The organism is Veillonella parvula (assembly GCF_040094895.1).
Taxonomy (GTDB): domain Bacteria; phylum Bacillota; class Negativicutes; order Veillonellales; family Veillonellaceae; genus Veillonella; species Veillonella parvula_L.
This window is the reverse complement of record NZ_JBBNGV010000004.1, coordinates 1-25,401: the sequence shown is the minus strand read 5'-3', so window position 1 is coordinate 25,401 and position 25,401 is coordinate 1. Positions and strand designations below refer to the sequence as shown.

At 39.0% G+C, this 25,401-nt stretch carries 26 protein-coding genes, 1 rRNA gene and 1 pseudogene; 27 read left to right on the top strand and 1 reads right to left on the bottom strand.

Translation table 11 applies throughout. From position 1 onward, the window contains the following. Positions 1-261: 261 nt before the first annotated feature. Both AAAT26_RS07945 and AAAT26_RS07940 read left to right on the top strand, forming a co-directional pair. A complete protein-coding gene (locus AAAT26_RS07945) occupies positions 262-2,436 on the top strand; it encodes a heavy metal translocating P-type ATPase (RefSeq protein ID WP_349209079.1) in 2,175 nt (724 codons plus the stop codon). A 207-nt stretch (positions 2,437-2,643) separates the two neighbouring features. Further along, positions 2,644-3,171, top strand: a complete 528-nt coding sequence (locus tag AAAT26_RS07940) for an ECF transporter S component (protein WP_008603416.1) — start codon at positions 2,644-2,646, stop codon at positions 3,169-3,171. 188 nt (positions 3,172-3,359) lie between these two features. Here the strand turns inward: AAAT26_RS07940 and AAAT26_RS07935 are convergent, their stop codons facing one another. After that, on the bottom strand, positions 3,360-4,685 hold the full coding sequence (locus AAAT26_RS07935) for an FAD-containing oxidoreductase (protein WP_060919895.1): 1,326 nt from the start codon (positions 4,683-4,685) through the stop codon (positions 3,360-3,362). Between the two features lie 299 nt (positions 4,686-4,984). On the opposite strand from AAAT26_RS07935, the gene ylxM reads away from it, so the two are divergent. From ylxM to AAAT26_RS07810, 25 genes and pseudogenes are all read left to right on the top strand, one after another. Continuing rightward, complete coding sequence (gene ylxM / locus AAAT26_RS07930) at positions 4,985-5,320, top strand: YlxM family DNA-binding protein (RefSeq protein ID WP_004698456.1); 336 nt, start codon at positions 4,985-4,987, stop codon at positions 5,318-5,320. Then, on the top strand, positions 5,310-6,662 hold the full coding sequence (gene ffh / locus AAAT26_RS07925) for a signal recognition particle protein (protein WP_012864101.1): 1,353 nt from the start codon (positions 5,310-5,312) through the stop codon (positions 6,660-6,662). Before ylxM ends, ffh begins: the two co-directional genes overlap by 11 nt. 60 nt (positions 6,663-6,722) lie before the next feature. Beyond that, entirely contained in the window at positions 6,723-6,986 is a 264-nt protein-coding gene (gene rpsP / locus AAAT26_RS07920) for a 30S ribosomal protein S16 (protein WP_004695565.1), read from the top strand. 21 nt (positions 6,987-7,007) lie between these two features. Continuing rightward, positions 7,008-7,235, top strand: a complete 228-nt coding sequence (locus AAAT26_RS07915; protein WP_004695567.1) for a KH domain-containing protein — start codon at positions 7,008-7,010, stop codon at positions 7,233-7,235. 14 nt (positions 7,236-7,249) lie between these two features. Beyond that, on the top strand, positions 7,250-7,657 hold the full coding sequence (locus tag AAAT26_RS07910; RefSeq protein WP_004695569.1) for a YlqD family protein: 408 nt from the start codon (positions 7,250-7,252) through the stop codon (positions 7,655-7,657). Next, a complete protein-coding gene (gene rimM, locus AAAT26_RS07905; RefSeq protein ID WP_287501589.1) occupies positions 7,657-8,154 on the top strand; it encodes a ribosome maturation factor RimM in 498 nt (165 codons plus the stop codon). The genes AAAT26_RS07910 and rimM overlap by 1 nt, the downstream gene beginning before the upstream one ends. A 120-nt stretch (positions 8,155-8,274) precedes the next feature. Further along, a complete protein-coding gene (gene trmD, locus AAAT26_RS07900; protein ID WP_349209078.1) occupies positions 8,275-9,105 on the top strand; it encodes a tRNA (guanosine(37)-N1)-methyltransferase TrmD in 831 nt (276 codons plus the stop codon). 111 nt (positions 9,106-9,216) lie between these two features. Next, a complete protein-coding gene (locus AAAT26_RS07895; RefSeq protein ID WP_004695575.1) occupies positions 9,217-10,281 on the top strand; it encodes a hypothetical protein in 1,065 nt (354 codons plus the stop codon). A 36-nt stretch (positions 10,282-10,317) separates the two neighbouring features. Then, the gene (locus AAAT26_RS07890) at positions 10,318-10,749 is read left to right on the top strand and encodes a DUF350 domain-containing protein (protein WP_004695577.1); all 432 of its coding nucleotides are present in this window, start codon (positions 10,318-10,320) and stop codon (positions 10,747-10,749) included. A gap of 11 nt (positions 10,750-10,760) precedes the next feature. Continuing rightward, positions 10,761-11,321 carry a hypothetical protein gene (locus AAAT26_RS07885; RefSeq protein WP_349209077.1) on the top strand — a complete coding sequence of 187 codons (561 nt, stop codon included), beginning with the start codon at positions 10,761-10,763 and terminating at the stop codon, positions 11,319-11,321. A 14-nt stretch (positions 11,322-11,335) separates the two neighbouring features. Beyond that, complete coding sequence (locus tag AAAT26_RS07880) at positions 11,336-12,637, top strand: glutathionylspermidine synthase family protein (protein ID WP_349209076.1); 1,302 nt, start codon at positions 11,336-11,338, stop codon at positions 12,635-12,637. Positions 12,638-12,752: 115 nt separating this feature from the next. Beyond that, the gene (locus AAAT26_RS07875; RefSeq protein ID WP_004695583.1) at positions 12,753-13,325 is read left to right on the top strand and encodes an RNA methyltransferase; all 573 of its coding nucleotides are present in this window, start codon (positions 12,753-12,755) and stop codon (positions 13,323-13,325) included. A gap of 9 nt (positions 13,326-13,334) precedes the next feature. Beyond that, positions 13,335-14,072 carry a YebC/PmpR family DNA-binding transcriptional regulator gene (locus tag AAAT26_RS07870; RefSeq protein WP_004695585.1) on the top strand — a complete coding sequence of 246 codons (738 nt, stop codon included), beginning with the start codon at positions 13,335-13,337 and terminating at the stop codon, positions 14,070-14,072. Positions 14,073-14,275: 203 nt separating this feature from the next. Next, on the top strand, positions 14,276-14,770 hold the full coding sequence (gene ruvC / locus AAAT26_RS07865; RefSeq protein ID WP_004695586.1) for a crossover junction endodeoxyribonuclease RuvC: 495 nt from the start codon (positions 14,276-14,278) through the stop codon (positions 14,768-14,770). Next, positions 14,770-15,378 carry a Holliday junction branch migration protein RuvA gene (gene ruvA, locus AAAT26_RS07860; protein ID WP_004695588.1) on the top strand — a complete coding sequence of 203 codons (609 nt, stop codon included), beginning with the start codon at positions 14,770-14,772 and terminating at the stop codon, positions 15,376-15,378. The genes ruvC and ruvA overlap by 1 nt, the downstream gene beginning before the upstream one ends. A 2-nt stretch (positions 15,379-15,380) precedes the next feature. Next, positions 15,381-16,385, top strand: a complete 1,005-nt coding sequence (gene ruvB / locus AAAT26_RS07855) for a Holliday junction branch migration DNA helicase RuvB (RefSeq protein ID WP_004695590.1) — start codon at positions 15,381-15,383, stop codon at positions 16,383-16,385. Positions 16,386-16,387: 2 nt separating this feature from the next. Continuing rightward, complete coding sequence (locus AAAT26_RS07850) at positions 16,388-18,178, top strand: SpoIID/LytB domain-containing protein (RefSeq protein WP_004695591.1); 1,791 nt, start codon at positions 16,388-16,390, stop codon at positions 18,176-18,178. 11 nt (positions 18,179-18,189) lie between these two features. Further along, entirely contained in the window at positions 18,190-19,215 is a 1,026-nt protein-coding gene (queA, locus tag AAAT26_RS07845) for a tRNA preQ1(34) S-adenosylmethionine ribosyltransferase-isomerase QueA (RefSeq protein ID WP_349209075.1), read from the top strand. An 8-nt stretch (positions 19,216-19,223) separates the two neighbouring features. Further along, positions 19,224-20,339 carry a tRNA guanosine(34) transglycosylase Tgt gene (gene tgt, locus AAAT26_RS07840; RefSeq protein ID WP_004695595.1) on the top strand — a complete coding sequence of 372 codons (1,116 nt, stop codon included), beginning with the start codon at positions 19,224-19,226 and terminating at the stop codon, positions 20,337-20,339. Positions 20,340-20,416: 77 nt separating this feature from the next. Further along, complete coding sequence (yajC, locus tag AAAT26_RS07835; protein ID WP_004695596.1) at positions 20,417-20,707, top strand: preprotein translocase subunit YajC; 291 nt, start codon at positions 20,417-20,419, stop codon at positions 20,705-20,707. Beyond that, positions 20,707-21,273 carry a 5-formyltetrahydrofolate cyclo-ligase gene (locus AAAT26_RS07830; protein ID WP_004695599.1) on the top strand — a complete coding sequence of 189 codons (567 nt, stop codon included), beginning with the start codon at positions 20,707-20,709 and terminating at the stop codon, positions 21,271-21,273. Before yajC ends, AAAT26_RS07830 begins: the two co-directional genes overlap by 1 nt. A gap of 18 nt (positions 21,274-21,291) precedes the next feature. Next, positions 21,292-22,566 carry a protein translocase subunit SecD gene (gene secD / locus AAAT26_RS07825; protein ID WP_004695600.1) on the top strand — a complete coding sequence of 425 codons (1,275 nt, stop codon included), beginning with the start codon at positions 21,292-21,294 and terminating at the stop codon, positions 22,564-22,566. Continuing rightward, positions 22,563-23,456 carry a protein translocase subunit SecF gene (gene secF, locus AAAT26_RS07820; RefSeq protein WP_004695602.1) on the top strand — a complete coding sequence of 298 codons (894 nt, stop codon included), beginning with the start codon at positions 22,563-22,565 and terminating at the stop codon, positions 23,454-23,456. Before secD ends, secF begins: the two co-directional genes overlap by 4 nt. A 232-nt stretch (positions 23,457-23,688) precedes the next feature. Further along, a pseudogene (locus AAAT26_RS07815) lies at positions 23,689-24,864 on the top strand (MFS transporter). 461 nt (positions 24,865-25,325) lie between these two features. Continuing rightward, a 16S ribosomal RNA gene (locus AAAT26_RS07810) occupies positions 25,326-25,401 on the top strand; the annotation flags it as partial.

Sequence of the window (25,401 nt, the reverse complement as noted above, 5' to 3'; positions counted from 1 at the left end):
GAGAATTTATGTTATCATTAAATATAGATATATGAGTAGTTAGTCATGTAATATGTTCATATATTGAAGTTTTAGAATATATTGAAACATTCTTAGTGAACGTGTTTATTGCTATTTTATTTACAATAGGATATATAGCTTTTTATAGATAGATGTTTAGACGTATATTTAAGTACATAAATACAAAATATAGTACGAATTTGTAATAATATAGTAAGTTGTAAGATAAGATATATCTACAGAGTAGAAAGGCCTGTGAATATGAGCGTAAAAAAACAAGAATTTGATATTACAGGTATGCACTGTGCAGCCTGTGTAAAACGTGTTGAAAACGTTGTTTCTAAAGTTGATGGCGTAGAATCTGTTAAGGTTAACCTCTTAACTCGAAAGGGGAGCGTTGAATATAAAGACGGGGCTACTGTAGACTCACAACAGATTATTGATGCCATTACGAATATCGGCTTTGGTGCTGCAGAAGCAGACGAAACAAAGCAAGAAATAGAAAAGGTTAACTTAAAACCTCATATTACACGCCTTATTATTGCCGCTTGTATGGCAGTACCGATGATGATTAATATGACCTTACATCGATTTGGTATTCAGGCATTGCCTGTATGGGTAGAGTTTGTTCTTGCTACTATTGCTCAGTTTGGTCCTGGTCTCATGTTCTATAAGAGCGCCTGGAGTGCAGTGAAAAATGGGGCGCTTACGATGGATGTACTCGTAGTAATGGGCACGACGGTAGCTTATCTATTCAGTATCTATAACTGGCAATTTCACCCTGAATTAGGCCCTCATGGAATATATTTTGAAACCTCTGCGTGGCTCATTACCTTTATCCTTCTTGGTAAACTCTTAGAAGAGATTGCAAAAGGCCGTACCTCCGAAGCACTTCAAAAATTGATTGCCTTACAACCTGCAACGGCTCATGTGTTGCGTGATGGAGAATTTATTGATATCCCTACATCTAAGGTGGTAGCCGGTGATATTTTACAAGTTCGTGTAGGTGAAAAGATCCCCGTTGATGGCACGATTACTGAGGGATATTCCACAGTAGATGAGGCTATGCTGACCGGTGAAAGCTTACCGGTAGAAAAACAAGTTGGTTCTGAAGTTATTGGTGCTACTATAAACCTAAGTGGTGCTTTTACCATGGAAGCCAAGCGTATCGGTTCCGATACGATGTTGTCTCAAATTATCAAGGTTGTAGAAGAGGCACAAACCTCCAAGGCTAGTATTCAACGTATTGCAGATATCGTGGCTCAATATTTTGTACCGACCGTTATTGGCCTTGCTGTTTTGACAGGTCTTGTGTGGTACTTCATTATGGGAGATTCTATTAACGTTGCTCTCATTAATGCAACAGCGGTACTGGTTATCGCATGTCCTTGTGCGCTTGGCCTTGCTACACCAACATCTATCATGGTTGGGTCTGGCCTTGGTGCGGAACACGGTGTGCTCATCAAGAGTGCAGAATATCTTGAAAAAGCGGGTAAACTCGATGCCATTGTTATGGATAAAACCGGTACCCTTACACAGGGTGTATTGGATGTGACGGCTTTCAAAAATTATAATGGTGATGAAAGTACTAATATGTCTATTATGATGGCTCTTGAAAGTGGTACATCTCATCCGATTGCAAAGGCCATGGTTTACTATGGTGAAGATCATGGCTATAAAGGTAAAGCTGTTGAACTTGAAAGTTTTGCTGATGTACCAGGTAAAGGGTTACAAGGTGCATACCAAGGCGTATCCGTACAACTTGGGCACAGTCGTTGGATGAATGAACTAGGTTATGATTTAACAGCGGTTCAAGAAGATATTTTACAATTTGAAGAACAAGGTGCTTCCGTATCTGTTCTAGCTGTAGATGGCGTTGTTAGTGCTTTGTGGGCTGTAGAAGACGAATTACGTCCAGAAACTATTGAGGTTGTAAAAGAGTTACATGCTCAAGGTATTGATGTATGGATGCTTACAGGTGATAATCGTCGAACTGCTCAATATATTGCTAAGCAAGCAGGTATTACTCATGTTATAGCTGAAGTATTGCCTCAAGACAAGGCTAGTAAGGTAAAAGAATTACAAGATAAAGGTCTTGTAGTGGGGATGGTTGGTGACGGTATCAATGATGCTCCTGCTCTCGTTACGGCAGATATTGGTTTTGCTATTGGCAGTGGTACAGATATTGCGGTAGAAGCAGCCGACATCGTCCTTGTACGAAATGATTTACATACCTTGGTACAAGCAGTACGACTCAGCCGTAAGACAATGACCAATATTAAACAAAACCTATTTTGGGCATTGATCTTTAACTGTATTGGCATTCCTTTGGCCGCTATTGGTGCGTTAAATCCTATGATTGCTGGTACAGCGATGGCATTTAGCTCTGTTACAGTTGTAAGTAATTCACTTCGTTTGAAACGAGCTAAAATTTAAGATTATATATATAATTGAATACTATAAAGCACCTATACAGAGGTATAGGTGCTTTATTATATCTACAGACATATAGTTAAGTATATATTTATATCTTATATTGAGACGTGAAATGAATATTTAATTCCTACGATAATGGTGTTTTTAGACGGCTTATGATTTGTTATACTGAATATAGTAATTGATTTAAAAGAGAGGTTCATGATTATGAAATTAAGTACTCGAGACATTGTCTATATTGGTTTTATTGCCGCGTTATGTGCAGTGGCTACTACAATTCGCATTGAAATACCAGGTGGCGCTATGGTTCATTTAGGATCGGCTGCACTCTTTACAACATCTATACTTTTTGGTGGATTATATGGAGGCTTGGGTGCGGCAATTGGATCTGCACTATTTGATCTCTTTGGTGGTCATACACAGTACATCGTATTCTCTTTCTTTATTAAAGGAATTGCAGGACTTATCGTAGGTGGTATGACTGCAGGCTATTTGCCACCCTCTATTACAAAACCAACTGCATCCTTTGGTCGTATTTTAGTAGCCCTTATTATTGGTGCTGTTTGGACCGCTTTTGGCTACTTCCTTGCGTGGTGGTTCGTTCTTGAAAGTGCGGTCGTGGCGGCTAGTAAAATTCAATACTCTTTGATTACAAGTGCCGCAGGAATTGTGGTTGCTATTGTATTAACCCCTAAATTACAAACGATAGTGCGCAGATTGTTTACTAAAAATTAATTGCTACAATGTCTTAGCATGTTTTAGTTAGGCACTGCTAAAAAAGCTATAATAATCTGATACATTGATAAATAAACTATCATATCGATAAATACAAAAGCCTTTAGTTGCTAAATTAGTTTAGCGTCTAAAGGCTTTTTGGTTAGGTTATTATTTTATAATTAGTGATTGTATTAGCTATTAAATTATTAGAAATTACAAAGGTCGTTTAAGTTTTCTGCCATTGTAGGGTGTGTGAAGATTTGATTTTTGAAATATGTATATGGAATGTTATTATCCATAGCCATTTTAATTAAGTTAATCAATTCTTCTGCGCCTTGGGAATAGAGTGTAGCGCCCAGGATTAAGTCGTTATCCGCATCCACAACAATTTTAAAGGCGCCTTTTAAATAGTCGTTTACATGTGCTCTAGGCATGGTAGCTACGAGCATTTCTTTCGTTTTAACCGTATATCCTTGGTTGATTGCATCTTCTTCTGTAAGACCTACACGAGAAAGTGGAGGTGTTAAGAAGGTAGTATAAGGAATATTTTTACGATCTTTTAAGGTATACTGGCTGTTACCAGTAAGTGCGCCAAATACGATACGGAAGTCATCAAGAGATATATATGTGAATTGAGGACCACCGTTTACATCACCGACTGCGTATACACCAGGGACGGAGCTTTCACAAGTATCATTAACTACAATAGCACCGCGTTCGTTAGTAGCGATGTCCGTATGTTCTAAACCAATATTAGCCGTATTGGCTTTGCGACCTGTAGCGTATAGAACAGCATCAAAAGTGTAGTTTTGATTATTAGCGGTGATAACTGGTTTGTCTCCATCATTGGATACAGATTCTAATGTTACATTATTAAGAATGGTAATGCCTTGTTCAGTTAAGTACTCGTTAGCTAGTTCTTGAACGATAGGTTCTTCGCGTTTTAAGATGCTAGATTCGATGTTGAATACAGTTACCTTAGCACCAAGTTTTGCATATAGGCTGGCAAATTCAAGACCGATAGGACCAGCGCCGATAACACCTAATGTACTAGGTTGAGTAGGTAATTGTTGAATTTCTGTACTATTATAGAAACCTATAGCCGTATCAATGCCAGAAATATTAGGTTTAATCGCTACAGCACCAGTGTTTATAACGATAGTGTCAGCAGATAATATAATCTTATCCTCGCCAGCGGTAACGGCGATTTCTTTATTGCTAATAAATGCACCATGCCCAGTATAGACATCGACATGTTCATTTGTATCTAACATACCGAAGTTTTTATTGCGTAAGCGAGATGTAACAACTTCACGTTGGTTTAATACTTGATCGTATGATAAGCCTTTTGATGCGGCAATGATCATCGTCTTAGTAGGGATACATGCGATATTAATACATGTACCACCGTACATTAGAGGATTTTCTTCAATCATGGCTACAGATTTGCCCATAGAGCCAAATTTTGCGGCTAAGGTTTTACCAGCTTTGCCGAAACCTAAGACGATAATGTCATATTGTTTGGTATTCATACAATACCTCCTATCTTTTATATTGAAAATATTAGATATTGATATTATAGCATATTATTATAAATATAAAAGTAGAAATTAGAATTAATTAGCATTGATTATGAATTAAATTTGTCTAGAATGATTATGTTAAGGTAGTCAATTAGTTTATTGGTTTTTTGTTAAAGGGGATGAGATAGCTTGTATATCTGTGATTATATCAATAAATTAAGTGTGTTAAGTATTTCTACTTGACACATTTCTTTATGTACGGTAGTATATGTAAAGTAATATGACTTGACAGTGATGGAGGTGGCGAAATGGAAGAACGAGTGCTCATAAGTTTGCTCTTAGATTTCTATGGGCCATTGTTGACGGACAAGCAACGCATGTCCTTACAACTTCACCACGAAGATGATATGTCCCTTGGCGAGATTGCTGAGGAATTAGGCGTATCACGACAGGCTGTACACGATAATTTACAGCGTGCTCGACACATTTTAAATGATTACGAATCAAAATTGCACTTGGTGGCACAATATGAACAACGGGAAGGCTTGCTTTCACAGTTGAAAGCAACATTGCCTAAAGAGGTGTTGTCCGAAACTAAGGTGCAACAAGTATTGGCGCAAATGGAGGGATATTATGGCATTTGATAGCTTGTCAGAAAAACTGCAAGAAGCCTTTCAATCCTTAAAGGGGAAGGGCAAAATTACAGAAGATGATGTCAATCTTGCGTTGCGTCAGGTACGTACGGCTCTATTAGAAGCGGACGTTAATTTTATGGTAGCGAAGGACTTTGTTAAGTCCATTAAGGAAAAGGCCCTTGGTGAAGAGGTGTTCGGTTCCTTGAATCCAGCTCAAACGGTTATTAAAATCGTAAATGATGAGTTAACGGCTCTCTTAGGTGGTACACAAAGTCGTATCATGATTTCTAGCAAGCCACCAACAATTATTATGCTCGTTGGTTTGCAAGGTGCTGGTAAAACCACAACAGCTGGTAAACTAGCTGTATACTTACGCAAACAAGGTAAACGTCCGATGCTTGTCGCTGCCGACGTATATCGTCCAGCTGCGATTACTCAGTTGCAAGTTGTAGGTAAGCAAATTGATATTCCAGTATTTTCGGATGAAACACCTGGTGCAAATCCAGTAGATATTGCGCGTCGTGCCGTAGAGCAAAGCACGCATATGTTGAAAGATGTTGTTATTATCGATACAGCAGGTCGTTTGGCAATTGATGAAGTCCTCATGGATGAGTTGTCCAATATCAAAGCTGCTGTTCGACCTCATGAAATTCTACTCGTTGTAGATTCTATGATCGGTCAAGATGCGGTAACAACAGCGCAAACATTTAATGAAAAATTAGGTGTTGATGGTGTTATCCTTACTAAACTTGATGGTGATGCGCGCGGTGGTGCTGCATTATCTATCAAAGCTGTAACAGGCTTGCCAATCAAGTTCACTGGTGTGAGCGAAAAAATGGATGGTTTCGATGTATTCTATCCAGATCGCATGGCTTCTCGTATCCTAGATTTGGGCGACTTTAAAACGTTGATTGAAAATGTTCAAGGTGCCATCGATGAAGAAGAAGCTCGTGAAATGGCAAAGAAAATGGCTAAAAACAATTTCACTTTGGATGACTTCTTAAAACAGATGAACCAGGTGAGAAAGTTAGGGCCATTACAAAATATTATTGGCATGTTGCCAGGTATGGGGCAAATTAAGGACCAATTAAAGGACCTTGATTTGAATAGTAAAGAGGTGCGTCGTATTGAGGCTATCATTACATCCATGACGGCGGCAGAGCGAGAAAATCCAAGTATTCTTAATGGTTCTCGCCGCAAGCGTATTGCATTAGGTTCTGGTACACAGGTTCAAGATGTAAATCGCTTGTTGAAACAATTTGAAGAAGCGCGGAAGATGATGAAGCGCATGCAAGGTTTACGTGGCGGTAAGGGCGGTTTCCCTGGAATGCCTAAATTGCCGTTTATGTAATACATGGGCAGGGGCGCTGAACTTGTCCATCCACATCAGTATAAGGAGGTGAATTTCACAATGTTAAAAATTCGTTTGACTCGTTTAGGTGCTAAAAAAGCTCCTTTCTACCGTATCGTAGTTGCTGACGCACGTGCTCCACGTGAAGGTCGTCCTGTTGACACAATTGGTCAATATGATGCTACTAAACAACCAGCTATCGTTAATGTAGACGAAGAAAAAGCTTTGGCTTGGTTAGCTAAAGGTGCTCAGCCTACTGACACTGTTCGCTCCTTGTTCAAAAAACAAGGCGTTATGCAAAAATTTGCAGACGCTAAAAAGTAATTAATAGAGAGGCATACTGTGATGATAGAATTAATTTCATTAATTGCGAAATCATTAGTGAAGCAGCCTGATGCCGTTTCTGTTACCATGGTCCAAAAGGGGAATGTGGAAGTTTACGAACTTCATGTAGCCCCAGAGGATATGGGTAAAGTCATCGGAAAGCAAGGTAGAATTGCTAAAGCGATTCGCTCTGTGGTGAAAGCGGCGGCTATTAAAGAGAACAAAAAGATATCTGTTGATATTGTCTAAAAGGGAGTATTCCAATGGAAGAAATGACATTACGTGTCCCTGTAGCAGTAAAAGCAAAAGTAACAGACGACTTGAAAGCGAAAATTGTATCCGATCTTGAAACTCGCCTTGATATGGTAAATAAAGATTTGGAAGCAATTGAGTTTCAAGCCCAACGTATTTTGGCTGATGCAGCTAAAGTTGATGCTACAAGTCTTACTGCTATTCGTCAACAAATCGACGAAGAAAAAAATAAACGCTTGGCTTTCAAAGAAGAAGTAACAGCTAAATTGAAGGATGCTAAGGAGTTGTCTTTAGGAACTGAAATTCCTCAAGGTACATTAGAGCAAACAGTTACCGTTAAAATCGGGGATAATTTGGATGCCTTGATGGGCGCTGAAATCCTATTAGAAGACGGTAAGATCGTTGCGTTTCGTCAATAATGAAGCATAACGATTTCATCACAATAGGTGTTATCATCGCCCCGCACGGTGTGCGGGGTGATCTTCGTATTATGCCTCAAACCGATTTTCCAGAACGGTTTATGCATATGGATGCCTGTTACATCGATGGTAAAGAATACCACGTTGCATCCGCACGATTTCACAAGCAATTTGTTTTAGCATCTTTTAAGGAAATTCCTGATCGCAATACGGCTGAACTATTCAGTAAGAAAGCAATTCAAGTTCGTCGTGAAGATTTAGTGGAATTGCCAGAAGGTCGTTACTATATTTTTGATATCATTGGTCTTGAGGTACAAGATATTATGGGTAACGTGCTTGGCACAGTTACTGATGTATTACAACCTGGTGCTAATGATGTATATGTGGTCTCCAAAGATGGGGAACCAGATCAATTATTTGCAGCCATTGAAGAGGTCGTTAAAGACATCGATGTGGAAAATAAATTGATGATCGTAGATCCGCCTGAATGGATATAATCCTTTGGGCGGTTTTGTTTTATCTACATATAGGTATATTAGCGTAAAAGTTATATAATATAGCTATATATAGATAATACTAATGGGTTAATGTGAGTTAATAAGTACAGGGGACGGTTTATGCGTATTGATATTGTATCTTTATTTCCAGATTTTTTTGATGCGTTTTTTAATCATTCCATCATAAAACGAGCTATTGAGACAGAACGTCTATCTGTGGGTGTAACGAATCCTCGAGATTTTAGCCATAATAAGCATGGCCAAGTAGATGATACACCATATGGTGGTGGGGCTGGTATGCTTATGATGGCACCTCCTATTTTTGAAGCCGTAGAATCCGTTATTGCTCAATATGATAGTGATATTAATGATATTTATACCACAGATGAGATGTGTGATGAAATGAGTCTTATTGGTAATCCTAATGAAAGTATACGACGTCGTATTATCTTTATGGGACCTACAGGACAGCCTTTCACACAGGAGAAGGCTCGTGAATTGGCTAGCTATGATCAAGTGGTTCTTATTTGTGGTCATTATGAAGGTGTAGATTATCGCGTAGAGAAACATCTTGTAGATGAAACGATTTCTATTGGTGATTATGTATTGACCGGTGGTGAGTTGCCAGCTATGGTAGTTACTGATGCAGTGGCTCGCATGATTCCCGGTGTATTAGGCTCAGCTAGTGGGGCACAAGAGGATTCTTTTTATGAGTCACTTTTAGAATGCCCACAATATACAAAACCACCAGAATTTAGAGGTTGGACTGTTCCAGATGTATTGCGTAGTGGTCATCATAAAAACATTGCCACTTGGCGTCAAAAAGAAGCACTTAAAAGAACTCGGTTGTTACGTCCAGATTTATTAGAGCGTCCATTAACAAAAGAAGAAATTAAGCTTTTAAAAGAGATAGTTGAGGAAGAGTCTGTAAGACATAAAGGTGAAGAATGAAACTATTCATGAACGGATAGGTTACTTTAAAGCTTAATTTCATTAAATTCCGTTTTTGAGAGGGAATAGAGCAAGACACGTATGATTTTGCCTATTCGAGCGAGGTTATTTATGGAGTTTAATTGTTATGATGTCCTTGAGGTTCAGGGCAGTCGTTATGTAATAACTGAAAAAATTAAATATAACGAGATTATTCCAAAAGCAGATCAAGAACAGGCCTATAAAGCTAAGCCGTCAATGCAAAAGTCGCCTGGTGATTATTGGCATGAATATGGCCTCGAGGATGTTGAGGGGTCTGATAATATATGGGTCACCATTGAATACAATGATAATGAATGGTGCACTGTATCTAGAACATCCTATCGCAAACGAGCACCGAAGGGCTTTACGTTACATCAAATTGGCTTAGAAAAGGTTGTGGCTGTAGATGGTGATAGTGGTGCTTCCGTAGGTGACAGGGCTGGCTATAAGGAATATCAATTGCCTTGTGAAGGCGGTGCTAGTGTATTCTTTGAAGAAAACTGGTTTAAAGGTGAGAAGATGTTCGCCGAAGGGGCACGTGTTCCTTTGAGGAATATTCGTCTCTGTAATGATACGGCAGCTAACGCTATTAGTAAAAAGAAACGGAATCAACGTTTGAAAAAACGCTTTGAAGGAGTTGCTAGTGCTATAGGGGTCGGTGCATTATTTTTTATGTGCCTTATTAGCTGGGAGGGCGATATGTCTTGGCATGACGTACGTGCTACATTCGGATTCCCATACACTGCAAAGGAGCATATGCACGATACATCCGTGTATTATACTAAGACGGATTCGGAGAATGAATATATATATACTTCCAGTTTAGATCCTGTAAGTACAGCCTTAGATTTAATCGAATCTTTAGACGGAGAGATTAGAAATGAAGGTGATGACCTACAAGAGGGTCGTGAAGTCATTGTATTCTATGATGCTAAGTCCGCCTATATTATTACAAATACGGACGGTCAAACCCGAGTTAAGGTGTGTGAGCCAGGAAAGTTGACACAAGAGGATCTAGATATTATTAATGGCACAATGCGAAAGTCCCATGTACTTGATTCCTATGCCTATATGGTTCGCCAAAAGGATAGTGGGGGACGCGATAAATTCTATAACGGATATAATCATAATGCGGCTAGTCCATATAACCGTTAACTATGAAAATAAAGGAACAATCTTAGGAGGTTTATCATGATTTATATTCCTGATGTATTATTGACGATTTTTTATGCTTGCTTTGGAATTTTCCTAATGTTAACAGCTAATACTGTTATTGATTTCTTTGTACCTGGCAAATTCAGTGAAGAAATTAAACGTGGTAACTGTGCTGTAGCATGGCTCTCAGCAGGTTCATTTATCGGAATTGGTGAGATTTTGCGAGCTGTTATTATGTCTCCTGTAGTGACTACAGCTGATACATCTTTATTGCACGGTGTTGTGGCCAGTATCGTATATGCTATTTTAGGTATTATATTGTTTGTAACCGGCTATATGTTTATTAATTTATGGCATCGAAAATATAATTTATCTGAAGAGATTATGCGTGGTAATACGGCAGCGGGTATCCTCGTATTTGGTATCTTTGTAGGTCTTGCTCTCGTTGTTAGTGGTGCTGTGCACTAAGGGAGTGTCCTATGTATAAGCCAAGTAAGAAAACTATATACATAACGAGTGCCTTTGCCGCTGTGGCGGGACTTGTTGGTGTGTCCTCATACTGGAATGACATTGCTTATGTTGTATGTGATAAAATCTATCCCAAAGCAAATGATGGGGAAGTCCGATTAAAGGATAATCAAGGTAATCGTTATTCTCTATTAAACCATGGAGATGGTAAAGAGACGGCTTTATATGACGACAATCGGTCTGTTACCTTTCACCGCGATACCAGTGGAAATTTAGTATGGGATGCTGGTTTAGCAGGGCTTTTACCTAGTATTGCAGCAGGCTACTATATGTTTTATGGATTTAATCCACCTACAGCGCGTATGGATGGACGAACCATGACATATCGTGTGGCAGCCCCATTAAAACCGTATGAAGAAACGACACCATATACGGCATCTGGTTCAAATGTGCATAGTTCTTTGGGCCGAAGGACTTATTTAGATTATGAAAAGCGTAGAAGTAGTAAAGCGTCCTCCATAGGTCAAAAGTCTGGATTTGGTAGTGTTGGAGTGCGTTCTAGTAGTTCCTAATGGAGGCCGATATTATGAAATCGTATATAGATGAACTTGATACGAATATATTGCTTTTTGTGGATTATGAGGGCTATGCTGATAGGTATCCTGCGCTTTCTGCACAATCTTTTTCAGCTGATTTTTATGATGAAATACGACATGCGTCGCGCATGTTGTTTCAGATATTTTGTAAAGCCGCCAAGGTATTTCAACAGGCACCTAATGAGTTTGCACTCAATATGGATATGCCAGAAAATTTGATTCCTTATTTACATCGTGGGAATCCATTGGGCTTACCTACATGGTTATCTCGATTTGACTTTGTCCTTGATGATAGAAGGCAATTGCGCATGGTAGAGATTAATGCGGATACACCCTGCTTTCTGATTGAAAGCTATTATGCTAATGGTGTAGCGGCACGATATTTCGATAAAGTAGATCCTAATATAGATGCTTATAATGAACTTGAGCGTTTTTTGAAACGCGTATATGAAGGAACGTCTCGTAAAAAATATAGTGTGACTAATAAACATCATAATATGATGACTGATAATGAAATAGAACCCTTTGTTTTCGGGTGCTTTCATGATTATTTAGAGGACTATGGAACTACACAGTTTCTCTTACATGCTATGAAATCAGCATGTCCAGAAGCAGATATTCGATTCTTATCCTTTTATGATATGGTCATTGATGATGATGGTATTCTGTTATCTGATGGTAGTCATGCAGCAAACCTGTATCGTTTACATCCTATGGAACTATTGATTGATGAAACTACAGCAGATGGTGAACCATTAGGTGAAATGTTTTTAGATTTATATAATGAATACCGCTTTAATCTATTTAATCCACCAGAGGCGATTATTCTGCAGAATAAATCGTTTATGTCCTTGGTATATGCCTTATACTTAACAAACCAGTTCTTTACAGGACCTGAGCGAGATATTATTAAACGCTATTTGACGCCTTCTTATTTTGAAAGTGATTTCCCAAACCTTGATGATGGGCTATATATTCAAAAAGAAATTTGGGGACGTGAAGGGCGAAATATTCAGGTTGTTCAAAAACGTGGAAATCAAGGTGAACTATACATGGAGAAATTTGTAGATAACTATGATGATATAGTTTGTCGGGACAGCCAAAAGGTTATGTATCAGGAGTTCATCAAGCAGAAACACTTTACTCATACCGTAGATAGCGGTACTAAAGAAGGCTGTTTGACATTATCTTGTTTTATGCTTGGAGATCAAGCTTCTGCAGTCGGTTGTCGTTTTTCTCCAGAAGAAATTGCCGGTACTGAAGCTTATTTTGTGCCACTCTTAGTGGAATAATTTTACGTTGTTATTTTAATTTTAGTTTTAGTATCTTAATCTGAAAGATTACTAGTCGTTTATACTGATTATCTTATCAGTTAAGTATCATTTATTTTTTTGGAGATTTTAGGCTTTGGCTAATTTATATATTGGACTTGTTCATTATCCTATTATGAATAAACATAAAGAGGTCATTACGACGGCTATTACAAATTATGATATACATGATATTGCACGAGCATCTATTACCTATGATGTGTCTAAATATTTTGTCATTCATAATATTCCAGCTCAACGTGAGTTGGTAAGTACGATTATGGAACATTGGAAATCTGGATTTGGCTCTACTTACAATCCAGATCGCAAGGATGCTTTCACCGGCGTGGAATTGGTAAACTCAATTGCGGTAGCGGTGCGAACAATTGAAGACATAGAAGGTATAAAACCTATAGTAGCTACAACAGATGCTCGCACCTATGATAATACGATTTCCTATGCACGGATGCGTGAACATCTTGAAAATGAGGGGCGCCCTGTGTTAGTATTATTTGGTACCGGTTATGGTATGACAAAAGAAACGATGGAAAGCTTTGACTATATTTTAGAACCTATATATGGCCATGGTGAATACAATCATTTATCCGTGCGTAGTGCCGTATCAATCATCTTAGATCGGCTGCGGGGCGAAGCATGGTGGAATAAATAGGAGGCGTCTATGTCAGGACATTCTAAATGGGCAAATATTAAACATAAAAAAGGTAAAACCGATGCATTAAAAGCTAAATTGGCTACAAAAATCGGTCGTGAAATTACCGTTGCAGCACGCATGGGTGGTGCAGATCCAACTGGTAATATGCGTTTGAAATTGGCTTTGCAAAAAGCTCGTGAAAATAATATCCCTAAGGATAACATTCAACGTGCTATCGACAAAGGTATCGGTGCTACGGACATGAATGCATATGAAGAAATCGTATACGAAGGTTATGGTCCTGCCGGTGTTGCCGTTACTGTTGAGGTGATGACCGATAATCGTAATCGTGCTGCTGCAGACGTGCGCCATGCATTCTCTAAACAAGGTGGTAACCTTGGTGAAAGCGGCTGTGTAGGCTGGATGTTCAAATCTAAAGGCGTATTTGTTATCGATAAAGAAGGTCATGATGAAGATGAGGTAACTATGCTAGCTCTTGAAGCTGGAGCAGAAGACCTTAAGTCTGAAGATGATGTATTTGAAATTTATACAACACCAGAGGATTTTGATGCGGTAGAAGCAGCGCTTGCTGATGCGGGTATCGAAACTGTAGTAGCTAAAATCACGATGATTCCAGATACAACGATTGAGTTGACTGGTGATGATGCTGTGAAAATGCAGAAAATGCTTGACGTATTGGATGATCTTGATGATGTACAAAACGTATATCATAATGGTATTTTGCCGGACGATGAAGAAGAATAATAATAAACGGGGCACTCTATGGGGTGCTCCTTTTCTATTGAAATTAAACTCGGATATTTATTAAAGTTAAGAAAATTAATATGTCTCATATATAATTCATAGGGGAATTCATGAACTTCGATGTGAAATTATGCTATAATAAAATAGATTATGTAATGGAGGTAGGCGGTAGCTTATCTCATTTTTAAACTAAGGGGGTTGGGGTGCGAATTATAGGAATTGACCCAGGCACGGCTATATGCGGATACGGCATTATTGACGTGAAGGGTAGCAAACTAACACCAGTAGCCTATGGGGCTATTACAACTCCTAAGGAATTAACTGATTCACAGCGACTGGAAATTCTATTTAATGATCTTAGTGATTTATTGGAGGAATATAGGCCTGATAAGTTCGGTGTGGAGGAATTATTTTTTAACCGCAATGTAACAACAGCCATTAAGGTAGGGCAAGCACGTGGTGTTATTTTATTGGCTGCTGAACAGCAACGGATTCCTATTTATGAATATACACCATTACAAATTAAACAAGCTGTCACAGGTTATGGTAAAGCTGATAAGAATCAGGTCATTTATATGACGATGAATATTTTGGGGATTCGTGAGAAAATTAAGCCTGATGATACGGCAGATGCATTAGCTGTTGCTATCTGTACGGCTCATAGTTCTCACAATGATAGATTAAAGAGGTTGGTATAATGATAGGGTATGTGCGAGGTATCGTAACACATCTTTTTAAAGAATCGTGCTATGTTGATGTACATGGCGTAGGGTATCGCGTATATGTGCCGACCACTACGCGTCAACAGCTGACAGAGGGCCATGAGGCGACGCTATTCACGTATCTTAATGTACGAGAAGATGCGATGCAACTTTATGGCTTTTGGACGGAAGAAGAATATGAGTTGTTTATACTCCTCATTTCTGTTTCTGGTATCGGGCCCAAGGTGGGGCTTGGCATCTTGTCAGGCATGACACCTGAGGCTTTCAAATTAGCGATTATCAATGGACAGGTACAGCAATTAACTAAGTTACCTGGCATTGGTAAGAAGTCTGCGGAGCGACTTGTTTTAGAGTTAAAGGATAAAATCGCTAAGATGACACATATTTCTTCGGAATCGTCTGCGACTATTCAGCCTATTGGCGTTGCTGCAAACGGTGTTGCAGGAGAAGCCATTGAAGCCCTCGTATCTTTAGGATACTTGGAACGGGATGTAGCAGATATTGTAGAGTCTTTAGATGATGGTAAGCGTGATGTATCTGAGTTGATAAAAGTCAGCTTAATTGAGCTTGGGAAAGGACGATAAGGATGAATGAGGAAGTACGCCTTGTCGGCAATGGCGAGCACGAAGAGGATATATGGCAATATAGCCTTCGACCTAAGCTTTTTAATGAGTATGTAGGTCAAGAAGAGGCTAAAGGTAATCTAAATGTGTATATTCAAGCTGCAAAACAGCGTGGGGAAGCATTGGATCACGTGCTGCTCTATGGACCTCCAGGTCTTGGCAAGACAACATTAGCAGGGATTATTGCAAATGAATTGGGTGTTAATTTTCGTATAACTTCTGGTCCAGCTATTGAAAAGTCTGGTGACTTAGCTGCAATATTAACAAATTTGGACGACCATGATGTATTATTTATCGATGAAATTCATCGCTTGTCTCGTAGTGTAGAGGAAGTGTTGTACTCTGCTATGGAAGACTATGCTATTGATATTATCATCGGTAAGGGTCCAAGTGCTCGAACTGTGCGCATTGACTTGCCAAAATTTACTTTGGTAGGCGCCACGACTCGAGCGGGTGCTTTGGCAGCTCCATTACGAGATCGATTTGGTATTATTAATCGGTTGGAATATTATAAACAACCAGAGTTAGAGTTTATTGTGTCTCGCGCCGCAGAGATACTTAATATTGGTATTGTGCCAACTGGGGCAAGCGAAATTGCGCGTCGTTCACGAGGAACACCGCGTATCGCAAATCGTCTGCTTAAACGGGTACGCGACTTTGCACAAGTCATTGGTGATGGGGTTATCACTCAAGAAATTGCAGATGAAGCATTACAACGTTTATATGTAGATAAAATGGGACTTGATCGAATTGATCGACGTGTGTTGGAATGTATTATTGAAAAATATGATGGTGGTCCTGTAGGGATTGATACCATTGCGGCGGCCATCAGCGAAGAGAGAGATACCATCGAAGATGTGTATGAACCATATTTGATGCAATTAGGATTTTTAGGACGCACACCGCGTGGGAGGGTAGCTACTAAATTAGCCTATGAGCATTTAGGTATTTCACAGACAGGGAAATAACAATGAAAACAAAACGATTACAATTGATGATAATGGCCACTTTGTTTTTAGGTGTAAACATTGGCGGTGTTTCTATAGCACATGGAGCGACGCTGCAAAATAAAGGTACAGTGGTAACGAAAAAGCCAACGCCAAAATCAACAGTATCTAATACAACTGTATCGAAAGTAAATACGACGAAGAAATCTAGTTTTCGTCCACTTGCTACTAAACCAGCTGCAAAGCCGGTTACAATAACTAAAACGGTTTCTAAGTCAACTGCTGCATCTACGGTGGCTAAACCTAGTGCAAAACCGGTTAGTGTAGCAAAGCCTGCTACATCTACAAAACCGGTAACGCCGGCTAAACCAGTTAGTGCAACAAAATCAACTAGTACTGCGAAATCTAGTACTAATGCAACAGCTGCGAAATCAGCCACTACAGGTAAAGCTACAATGGCTACAAAACCTGCGGCTTCTGGTACTTCGAAGCCAACTGCTAAACCTGCAGTTACTGATGAAAAGCCTGTAGTACAAAAGAGAGCTACTGAAAAAACTGCTACTAAAAAGGTAGTAAAAACAATGGATGCGAATAGCATTCAAGCCAATACAGCAGTTATTACTCGCAACAAAGTGGGCTCCGTAGTGACGCCTGCTACAGAACGCAAAGAAAACATGCCAAATGTACGTGTTCTACTAGGTAGTCGTAGCTCCGATGCTACTGTTACATCTACAGCTAATATGGTTGTGTTGAACAGCGGTAATGGTCAAGTTAGCACAATCAGTGCTAATCGTGGTACATCTATTGGCGTTCGCGGCGGCAAGATTGCTGTAAATGGAAAGACTATTGATAGTGTAGTTACATTGAAGCCTGCGAATAGTGATGCACCATTTTTGTTCGAAGGTAAAGGTTATCGTGGTGGGCTCACATTACGTGCCAATAATGGAACCATGATGGTCATTAACGCTGTGCCTCTTGAGGATTACCTGTATGGTGTTGTTCCACAAGAGGTAGTACCGTCTTGGCCGGCTGCTGCATTAGAAGCGCAAGCCGTAGCAGCTCGTACTTATGCTCTTCATACGATGGAACAAAATAAAGGTAAATTCTACGATGTGAGTAATTCCACGGATCATCAAGTTTATAGTGGTGTGAGTGGTGAATCTCAAGCTACCACAAATGCAGTAAATAAAACTAAAGGCGTAGTTATGCTTTATGATCAACGTCCTATTAATGCCTTATTCCATTCTGATGGCGGTGGCTATACAGAGGATAGTGTAAATGTTTGGGGAAGTGATGTGCCATACTTGAAAGGGGTAAAAGACTTTAGTACTGGTACATCTACATCGAATTGGACTGTTACTACCTCTCGTCAAGCTCTTGAAAGTAAACTTAATGCGGCAAGTAAAGGGGTAGGTAAATTGAAGAGCATTCAGTTGACTCCTCTTGGTAAGCCTGGGCAACAAACATCGGACCGCGGTGTATCAGGTCGTATAAAGAGTGCTACTTTCATAGGTACCTCTGGAAAAACTACTGTAGATGGCGATGCATTGCGTAGTATTTTAGGTTTAAAATCTACACTATTTGATTTCTATGTAAATCACAACCCTGCTAAAGGCACGGGAAAGGCATATCATAGCTTTACTGGCAAGAATGATACTGTTTATATTAAAGGCCACGGTTGGGGTCATGGCCTTGGTATGTCTCAATGGGGCGCTGCGGAAATGGCAAAGCGTGCTAATCCTGGAGATATAAATTATTACCAAACTATTTTGCGTCACTACTATAGTGGCATTACATTGAAGAAAATGTACTAATAAGGATTACGATGAAAGTTACAGATTTTGATTATGAATTGCCAGAGGAACTGATTGCTCAGCATCCTGTAGAACCTCGTGATACAGCACGGCTTTTAACCTTAGATAAGGTAAGTGGTGAAGTTAAACATAAAGGGCATTTTTATGATTTGCTAGAAGAACTCTATGAAGGAGATGTGCTTGTATTTAATAATACGAAGGTTATCCCTGCGAGATTATATGGACATCGTCAAGGTTCTGGTGGCAAGGTGGAGGTACTTCTACTCACACCATGTGGTGAAAATCGATGGGAATGCCTTGTTAAACCGGGGAAAAAATGTCCTATCGGGCAAGTTATAGAGTTTGATGACCGCCTAAGTGGAGTTATTATAGATAAAACAAATTTTGGAGGCCGTATCATTCAGTTCACATGCAACGGTGTGTTTGATGATGTGATTCAAGAAATTGGTGAAATGCCATTACCTCCATACATTCATGAAAAGTTAGAAGATAAAGACCGTTATCAAACGGTATATGCTAAGGAGAAAGGCTCTGCTGCGGCACCAACTGCAGGACTTCACTTTACACCTGACCTCTTAGAAAAGATTAAAGCTAAAGGTGTAGAGCTTGAGTTTGTAACCTTACATGTTGGACTTGGCACCTTTAGACCTGTATCGGCAGAGACTATTGAAGACCACGAAATGCATAGTGAGTTCTTTGTTGTACCTCAAGATACGGCGAATCGAATCAATGCAGCCAAACAAAAAGGGTCTCGTATCATTGCCGTAGGTACTACATCGGTGCGTACTCTTGAGTCTGCTACGAATGATGATGGTGTATTACAAGGTATGAGTGGTTGGACTCAAATTTTTATCTATCCTGGCTATAAATTTAAGATGATTGATGCGTTGGTAACGAATTTTCACTTGCCTCAATCTACATTGTTAATGTTGATTAGTGCACTAGCTAGTCGTGAACACTGTTTGGCGGCCTACGAAGAAGCTGTACGTGAACGTTATCGTTTCTTTAGCTTCGGCGATGCTATGTTTATACGTTAGGAGGGACTATGCCGAGTATTATTTATGAATTACAAAAGACATGTCCTCATACGGGGGCACGGGCAGGTTTATTGCATACGCCACATGGTACCTTCCAAACACCGATGTTTATGCCTGTAGGCACGCAAGCGACAGTTAAAACTATGACACCAGAAGAACTAAAGGCTATGGGTTCTCAAGTTATTTTGAGTAATACCTATCATTTATTTCTTCGCCCAGGGCCGGAGCTTGTAGAAGAGGCTGGGGGCTTACATAAATTTATGAATTGGGATCAAGCGATTCTTACTGATAGTGGTGGATTCCAAGTATTTAGTTTAGGCGATATGCGCAAAATTACTGAGGATGGTGTTACATTTAGATCCCACATTGATGGATCAAAACAGTTTCTATCTCCTGAAGTGGCTACAAAGGTACAAGAGCAATTAGGTTCTGATATTGCGATGGCTTTTGACGAATGTATTCCGTATCCCGCGGATCATGATTATGCGAAACGCTCTACGGCGCGTACAACACGTTGGGCGCATCGTTGCCAAGAGGCTCGTAAAGCTCATGACCGCCAAGGCATGTTTGGTATCGTTCAAGGTGGCATGTACAAAGACTTGCGCAAGCAAAGTGCGGAAGAACTTGTAGCTATGGATTTTGAAGGTTATAGCATCGGCGGTTTATCCGTTGGGGAACCTCATGATTTAATGAATGAAATCTTAGAATATACTACGCCATTATTGCCAACTAACAAGGCTCGTTATTTGATGGGCGTTGGCACCGCAGATTGTCTGGTAGAAGGTGTAGCACGTGGAGTTGATATGTTTGATTGTGTATATCCAACTCGTGTTGCTCGAAATGGGATGGCCATGACCTGGAATGGTCGTCTTAATATTCGAAATGCTCAATTTGCTCATGATTGGGGTCCTTTAGAAGAAGGTTGCCAATGTTATACATGTAAAAATTATTCCCGTGCATATATTCGTCACTTATATAAGGCAGAAGAGATTTTGGCATTACGCCTTGTAACGTATCATAATCTCTATTTCTTATTAGAGTTTATGCGTCAAATGAGACAAGCTATCTTAGAAGATCGGTTCCCACAATTTAGAATGCAATTTTGGGATAGCTTTAAAAAATAGTAATTAAGTCTAGTCAAATTTATATTAGGTGGCTATACTAGAAAAGAAATACATATTTATTAACCTAGGAGGATAACATGGGAGATATTCAACAAATCTTGCAAACTAGCTGGCCTATTTTGTTAATGGTAGTAATTTTTTACTTTCTATTGTGGCGTCCACAAAAGAAACAACAAAAAGAGCGTGCTAGCTTGTTAGGTAGTTTAAAAAAAGGCCAAAAAATCGTTACTATTGGTGGTATTTATGGCGAAATTGTTGAACTTGATGATGAAAAAGTCAAGGTACAGGTATCTGAAAAAGTTGAATTAACATTTGCTCGTACAGCAGTTGCTAATGTACTGTCTAAGAAAAACAAGGAAGAAAAATAATGAATACAAAGGAAGCAGTGCGCCAGGCGTGTAAGTCTCAGCGCGCTGCTTTATCCGTTGCTGATTGTAGGTCGTGGACGCCGATGTTGACGAATCAAATCGTTAATAGTCCTGAGTATATATCGGCAAAAAACATTATGGCCTATTTGGCGATGCCTAAAGAGGCCAATTTAGACGATGTGATTCGTCATGCTTTAGAACATGGTAAATCTGTATACGTTCCAGTATGTACTGATAAGACGACTATGATTGCAGTTCGCCTTAAGTCTCTAGAATCTATCACTCGGGGTGTGTTAAATATACGTATTCCCGCTGAGCCATACGATATTATTGATCCGTGTGACTTGGATTTGATTTTAGTGCCTGGTGCTGGCTTTGACCGTCAAGGTGGTCGCATGGGAATGGGGAATGGGTATTATGATCGATTTCTCAAGGAACTTTCACCGAGTACATTTATGGGCGTATGTTGGACTATACAATTATGGGAGACACCAATCCCAATGGAAGCATTAGACCAACGAATGAGTAAAATTGTGACAGAGCAAGGCATTATACATTGTGTATAGCAGAAGGGAGCAACTATTTTGAACGGTAAAGCTATTATCAAGTTTTTAGTAGTCATTGCTGCCATCATTGGATTATTTGCGTATTTTATTCAACCATTAGCAGGCTCTTTGAAACAAGGCCTAGACTTGCAAGGTGGTACGCATATCGTATTGGAAGCAGAGGACTCTGCGACTGGTACAGCTGACAATGATGCAGTGGAACGGGCGAAGCAAATCTTAGAACGTCGTATTAATGAAATGGGTTTATCTGAACCATTGGTACAACGTGAAGGTGCTCGTCGCATTATCATTGAATTGCCAGGTGTAAAAGATCCTGACGAAGCAATTAAACGTATCGGTAAAACAGCGGTCTTGGAATTTAAAAACGACCAAGGTCAAACCGTTATGACTGGTGATGACTTAAAAGATGCTAAAGAAGAGTTAGGTCAAAATAAACAACCACTCGTTGCTATTGAATTAAGTGATGAAGGGGCTAAGAAGTTTGCTGATTTAACATCTAAAAATATTGGTCGTCGTATTGCCATTACATTGGATGGTAAAGAATTGACTAATCCTGTAGTACAACAAGCAATTACAGGTGGTAAAGCCACTATTTCTGGTAGTCAAAGTTTAGAAGAAGCTAAAGACTTAGCTATTTTATTACGTTCCGGTGCATTGCCTGTTAAAATTAATGTATTGGAAGTGCGTACAGTAGGTCCTTCTTTGGGGCAAGACTCCAAGGATAAATCTGTTGTAGCCTTCAGTGCTGGTATTGCAATGATCATGATTTTCTTGGTTATCTTATATCGTTTTTCTGGCATCGTAGCTAATATAGCATTACTTGTATATGTTATGCTCTTATTACTCGTGTTGGGCAAGGGCTTTAATGCGACTATGACATTGCCAGGTATTGCTGGTATTATCTTATCCATGGGTGTTGCGGTAGATGCGAATATTCTTATCTTTGAACGTTTTAAGGAAGAGGTATTTTCCGGCAAATCTATGCGTGTTGCTATGGAAGCAGGCTTTAGCCGTGCGTTAGCCACAATTACTGATGCAAACGTATCCGTTATCATTACAGCTGGTATCTTAACTATTTTAGGCTCTGGTCCTGTAAAAGGCTTCGCTATCAGCTTAGGCGTAGGTGTTGTGGTAAGTATGTTCACTGCGATTACTGTGAGCCATTTCTTATTGCGCTTATTAATCGATTGTAACTTTACAAACCATCCATTCTGGTTTGGTGCGAATATTTCTCCGAGCACAAGTGCTGACGCATTTGCACCTAAATCTTTGAAAGGAGGTAAACGCAAATGACATTAGACGTAATTAAACATCATCGTTGGTGGTTTGCTATTTCCTCCACACTTGTTATAATCAGCTTAATTTCCATATTTACTAAAGGGTTTAACTTTGGTATTGATTATACTGGTGGTACGATTGTTGAAGTTGTATTTGATCAACCTGTAGAGGTTAGTCAAGTTCGTGACGTTCTAAAAGAATATAATCTTGAAAATGCACAAATTCAGCTTTCCGGTGATACTACTGGTGATACAGCGGGCGAAGACGTAATGATTCGTACACGTAATCTCGAGTCTAGTGAAAGTGCCGCTGTTGTTGATTCTTTGACTAAATCTATTGGTAACAATACAGTTAAACGTATTGAAACTGTAGGTGCTGTAATTGGTTCTGAAGTTACAGAACATGCGTTATTGAATCTTGTTATAGCATTCGCAGCATTAGCTCTATATATTTCTTATCGTTTTGAATATAAGGTTGCCATTTCTGCGTTAGTTGCCATTTTCCATGACTTGATTATGGTTCTTGGTGTTTTCTCTTATTTCCAACTAGAAATTGATGCATCCTTCTTGGCTGCCATTCTTACGGTTGTAGGTTACTCCATGAATGAATCTGTAGTTATTTTTGACCGTGTTCGTGAAAATACGCATACACATAAACGTTCTGATACATTTGCAGATTTGGCGAATGCGTCTATTACACAAAGTATTCACCGTAGTTTCTATACATTGGCTACCGTTATGTTTGCTTGTGTATCCCTTTATCTATTCGGTGGGGACACTACAAAGAACTTTGCCCTTTGCATGATCATCGGTTTTGCTAGTGGTGCGTACTCCTCTATCTGTGTAGCTACATCCTTGTGGGTTATGTGGAAGAGCCGTAATAAAAATGACGTACGTAATCAATAATAAGTTATAAATTATTATTATTGTGTTAATGATTAAAGTATAAGAACCTCTCTGGATTTATTTTTTAGAGAGGTTCTTTTATTTTGCTATCTTTTATTATGTAAAACGGTATAGGTATTTTACAGATAACAGTCATTTTTAACTATATAAAATTTAAAAAGGCTTGTTCTTGAATTCTATAAGATAGAGGCGTAAAATGGCTAGGTGACACGATACAAAAGGAGATACAAATATGGATTCAAATAGATTGTGGAGCCCTGCTTTTACTAATTATGGTATTAGTAGTGGTATTTTATATATGACTCAATATGTTCTCGTAGCGGCATTGCCAATTGTAATCACGTCTGAGCTGGCTGGCAGTGATCTTGATGCGGGCTTAGCGATGACATATTTCCAAATTGGTACAATTTTATGTAGGATTTTTGCAGGACGATTAATAGATGGTTTTAATAAGCGTATTGTTCTATTAATATCAACAGCCTTGTTTTTCATTATTATGGGATTATTTAATTTTACTACATCCTTAGAGGCTGTTTTCGTACTACGTGGGTTACATGGTGTTGTGTTTGCCCTTGGAACAACTGTAATGGCTACTCTAGCAGTATTAGTATTACCTCCTAGTCGAAAAGGTGAGGGAGTTAATATGTTTGCTATCTTTTCAAATATAGCAATGGTATTAGGGCCTGCTATCGGCCTATATGCTTTATCGTCATACGGTAGTATGGCATTGTACATATTTTTAACGGTTATGACTGGATTGGCTATGGTCTTAAGTAATATTATTCCCCTATCAAAGGAGTTAGCATTACCTAAACAATCAAAATATAAAGGTTGGCATATTTCCCAGTTTATAGAAAATAAAAGTTTACCTTGGGCTTTAATGGGCTTATTTATTGGTTTTACTTACTCTGGTGTTTTAGTTTTTATACCTATAGAACTTAATAGCATGGGGGCAGGAATATGGGGAAGTGCTTTCTTTGCTATTTTTGCGTTGATGATTATTATTAGTCGGCCTATAGTAGGAAAAATATATGCTCGATATGGTTCAAAAATTATTATCTATACATGATTAGGATTATTTATATTAGGCTTATTTGGATTGGGATTAGCTATAACACCATTAGCTATTCTATTCACCGCTCCATTGTTGGGGTTAGGTTATGGTGCAGCACAACCTGCATTCCAAGCGCTGGCTATACAATCAGCTCCTATTGAGCGTGCGGGTGTATCAACAGCAACTTATTTTCTAGCCTTAGATATAAGTGTCGGTGCTGGATCGGTTATACTTGCAGTATTAGCTAGTGCGTGGGGCTATCAATATTTATATATGTTCACTGCATTGGTTATGGTGATAGCGCTTGCTTTGTATCATATATGGGTAAAAAGATATACTCCTTTAGAACTATAGTTGTTTAAGGTAAAAATTGGGTAAATAAATATTAAACAAGTTAAAATGGCTTCTAATGAGATATTATGTATAGGATGCAATAAAAATAATGAAAGAAAGATGAATTTTTTAGGATAACAATTTTATATATTGACGTTTATTATATTTATGCTATACTTATACAAGTCATTAGGACACAGCTCAAATGATAAGTATGAAAAACTTCTTAGAAGTTAAAAAAAGCACTTGACGGAATGAGCTGGACTTGATACAATAATCAAGTCGCCAGTTGATGAAACACTTTGAAGAAAGAGTGTGTAGACTGGTACAGATCTTTGAAAACTGAACAATGATAGGTAATCAATCATAACGATTGAACATATGCCAGAGTGCGGGTTTTGACAAAGTCAAAACCAACCATAATTCAAAGTTACTTCAATGTAACGACAACAAATAATGAGCTATTCAAATAGCTTCAAGATATCTTGGAGAGTTTGATCCTGGCTCAGGACGAACGCTGGCGGCGTGCTTAACACATGCAAGTCGAACGAAGAGCGA

Excerpts from the sequence above, each read along its gene's own strand:
- AAAT26_RS07945 (WP_349209079.1), top strand. The coding sequence starts at position 262 with ATGAGCGTAAAAAAACAAGAATTTGATATTACAGGTATGCACTGTGCA.
- AAAT26_RS07940 (WP_008603416.1), top strand. The coding sequence starts at position 2,644 with ATGAAATTAAGTACTCGAGACATTGTCTATATTGGTTTTATTGCCGCG.
- AAAT26_RS07935 (WP_060919895.1), bottom strand. The coding sequence starts at position 4,685 with ATGAATACCAAACAATATGACATTATCGTCTTAGGTTTCGGCAAAGCT.
- ylxM (WP_004698456.1), top strand. The coding sequence starts at position 4,985 with ATGGAAGAACGAGTGCTCATAAGTTTGCTCTTAGATTTCTATGGGCCA.
- ffh (WP_012864101.1), top strand. The coding sequence starts at position 5,310 with ATGGCATTTGATAGCTTGTCAGAAAAACTGCAAGAAGCCTTTCAATCC.
- rpsP (WP_004695565.1), top strand. The coding sequence starts at position 6,723 with ATGTTAAAAATTCGTTTGACTCGTTTAGGTGCTAAAAAAGCTCCTTTC.
- AAAT26_RS07915 (WP_004695567.1), top strand. The coding sequence starts at position 7,008 with ATGATAGAATTAATTTCATTAATTGCGAAATCATTAGTGAAGCAGCCT.
- AAAT26_RS07910 (WP_004695569.1), top strand. The coding sequence starts at position 7,250 with ATGGAAGAAATGACATTACGTGTCCCTGTAGCAGTAAAAGCAAAAGTA.
- rimM (WP_287501589.1), top strand. The coding sequence starts at position 7,657 with ATGAAGCATAACGATTTCATCACAATAGGTGTTATCATCGCCCCGCAC.
- trmD (WP_349209078.1), top strand. The coding sequence starts at position 8,275 with ATGCGTATTGATATTGTATCTTTATTTCCAGATTTTTTTGATGCGTTT.
- AAAT26_RS07895 (WP_004695575.1), top strand. The coding sequence starts at position 9,217 with ATGGAGTTTAATTGTTATGATGTCCTTGAGGTTCAGGGCAGTCGTTAT.
- AAAT26_RS07890 (WP_004695577.1), top strand. The coding sequence starts at position 10,318 with ATGATTTATATTCCTGATGTATTATTGACGATTTTTTATGCTTGCTTT.
- AAAT26_RS07885 (WP_349209077.1), top strand. The coding sequence starts at position 10,761 with ATGTATAAGCCAAGTAAGAAAACTATATACATAACGAGTGCCTTTGCC.
- AAAT26_RS07880 (WP_349209076.1), top strand. The coding sequence starts at position 11,336 with ATGAAATCGTATATAGATGAACTTGATACGAATATATTGCTTTTTGTG.
- AAAT26_RS07870 (WP_004695585.1), top strand. The coding sequence starts at position 13,335 with ATGTCAGGACATTCTAAATGGGCAAATATTAAACATAAAAAAGGTAAA.
- ruvA (WP_004695588.1), top strand. The coding sequence starts at position 14,770 with ATGATAGGGTATGTGCGAGGTATCGTAACACATCTTTTTAAAGAATCG.
- ruvB (WP_004695590.1), top strand. The coding sequence starts at position 15,381 with ATGAATGAGGAAGTACGCCTTGTCGGCAATGGCGAGCACGAAGAGGAT.
- AAAT26_RS07850 (WP_004695591.1), top strand. The coding sequence starts at position 16,388 with ATGAAAACAAAACGATTACAATTGATGATAATGGCCACTTTGTTTTTA.
- queA (WP_349209075.1), top strand. The coding sequence starts at position 18,190 with ATGAAAGTTACAGATTTTGATTATGAATTGCCAGAGGAACTGATTGCT.
- tgt (WP_004695595.1), top strand. The coding sequence starts at position 19,224 with ATGCCGAGTATTATTTATGAATTACAAAAGACATGTCCTCATACGGGG.
- yajC (WP_004695596.1), top strand. The coding sequence starts at position 20,417 with ATGGGAGATATTCAACAAATCTTGCAAACTAGCTGGCCTATTTTGTTA.
- AAAT26_RS07830 (WP_004695599.1), top strand. The coding sequence starts at position 20,707 with ATGAATACAAAGGAAGCAGTGCGCCAGGCGTGTAAGTCTCAGCGCGCT.
- secF (WP_004695602.1), top strand. The coding sequence starts at position 22,563 with ATGACATTAGACGTAATTAAACATCATCGTTGGTGGTTTGCTATTTCC.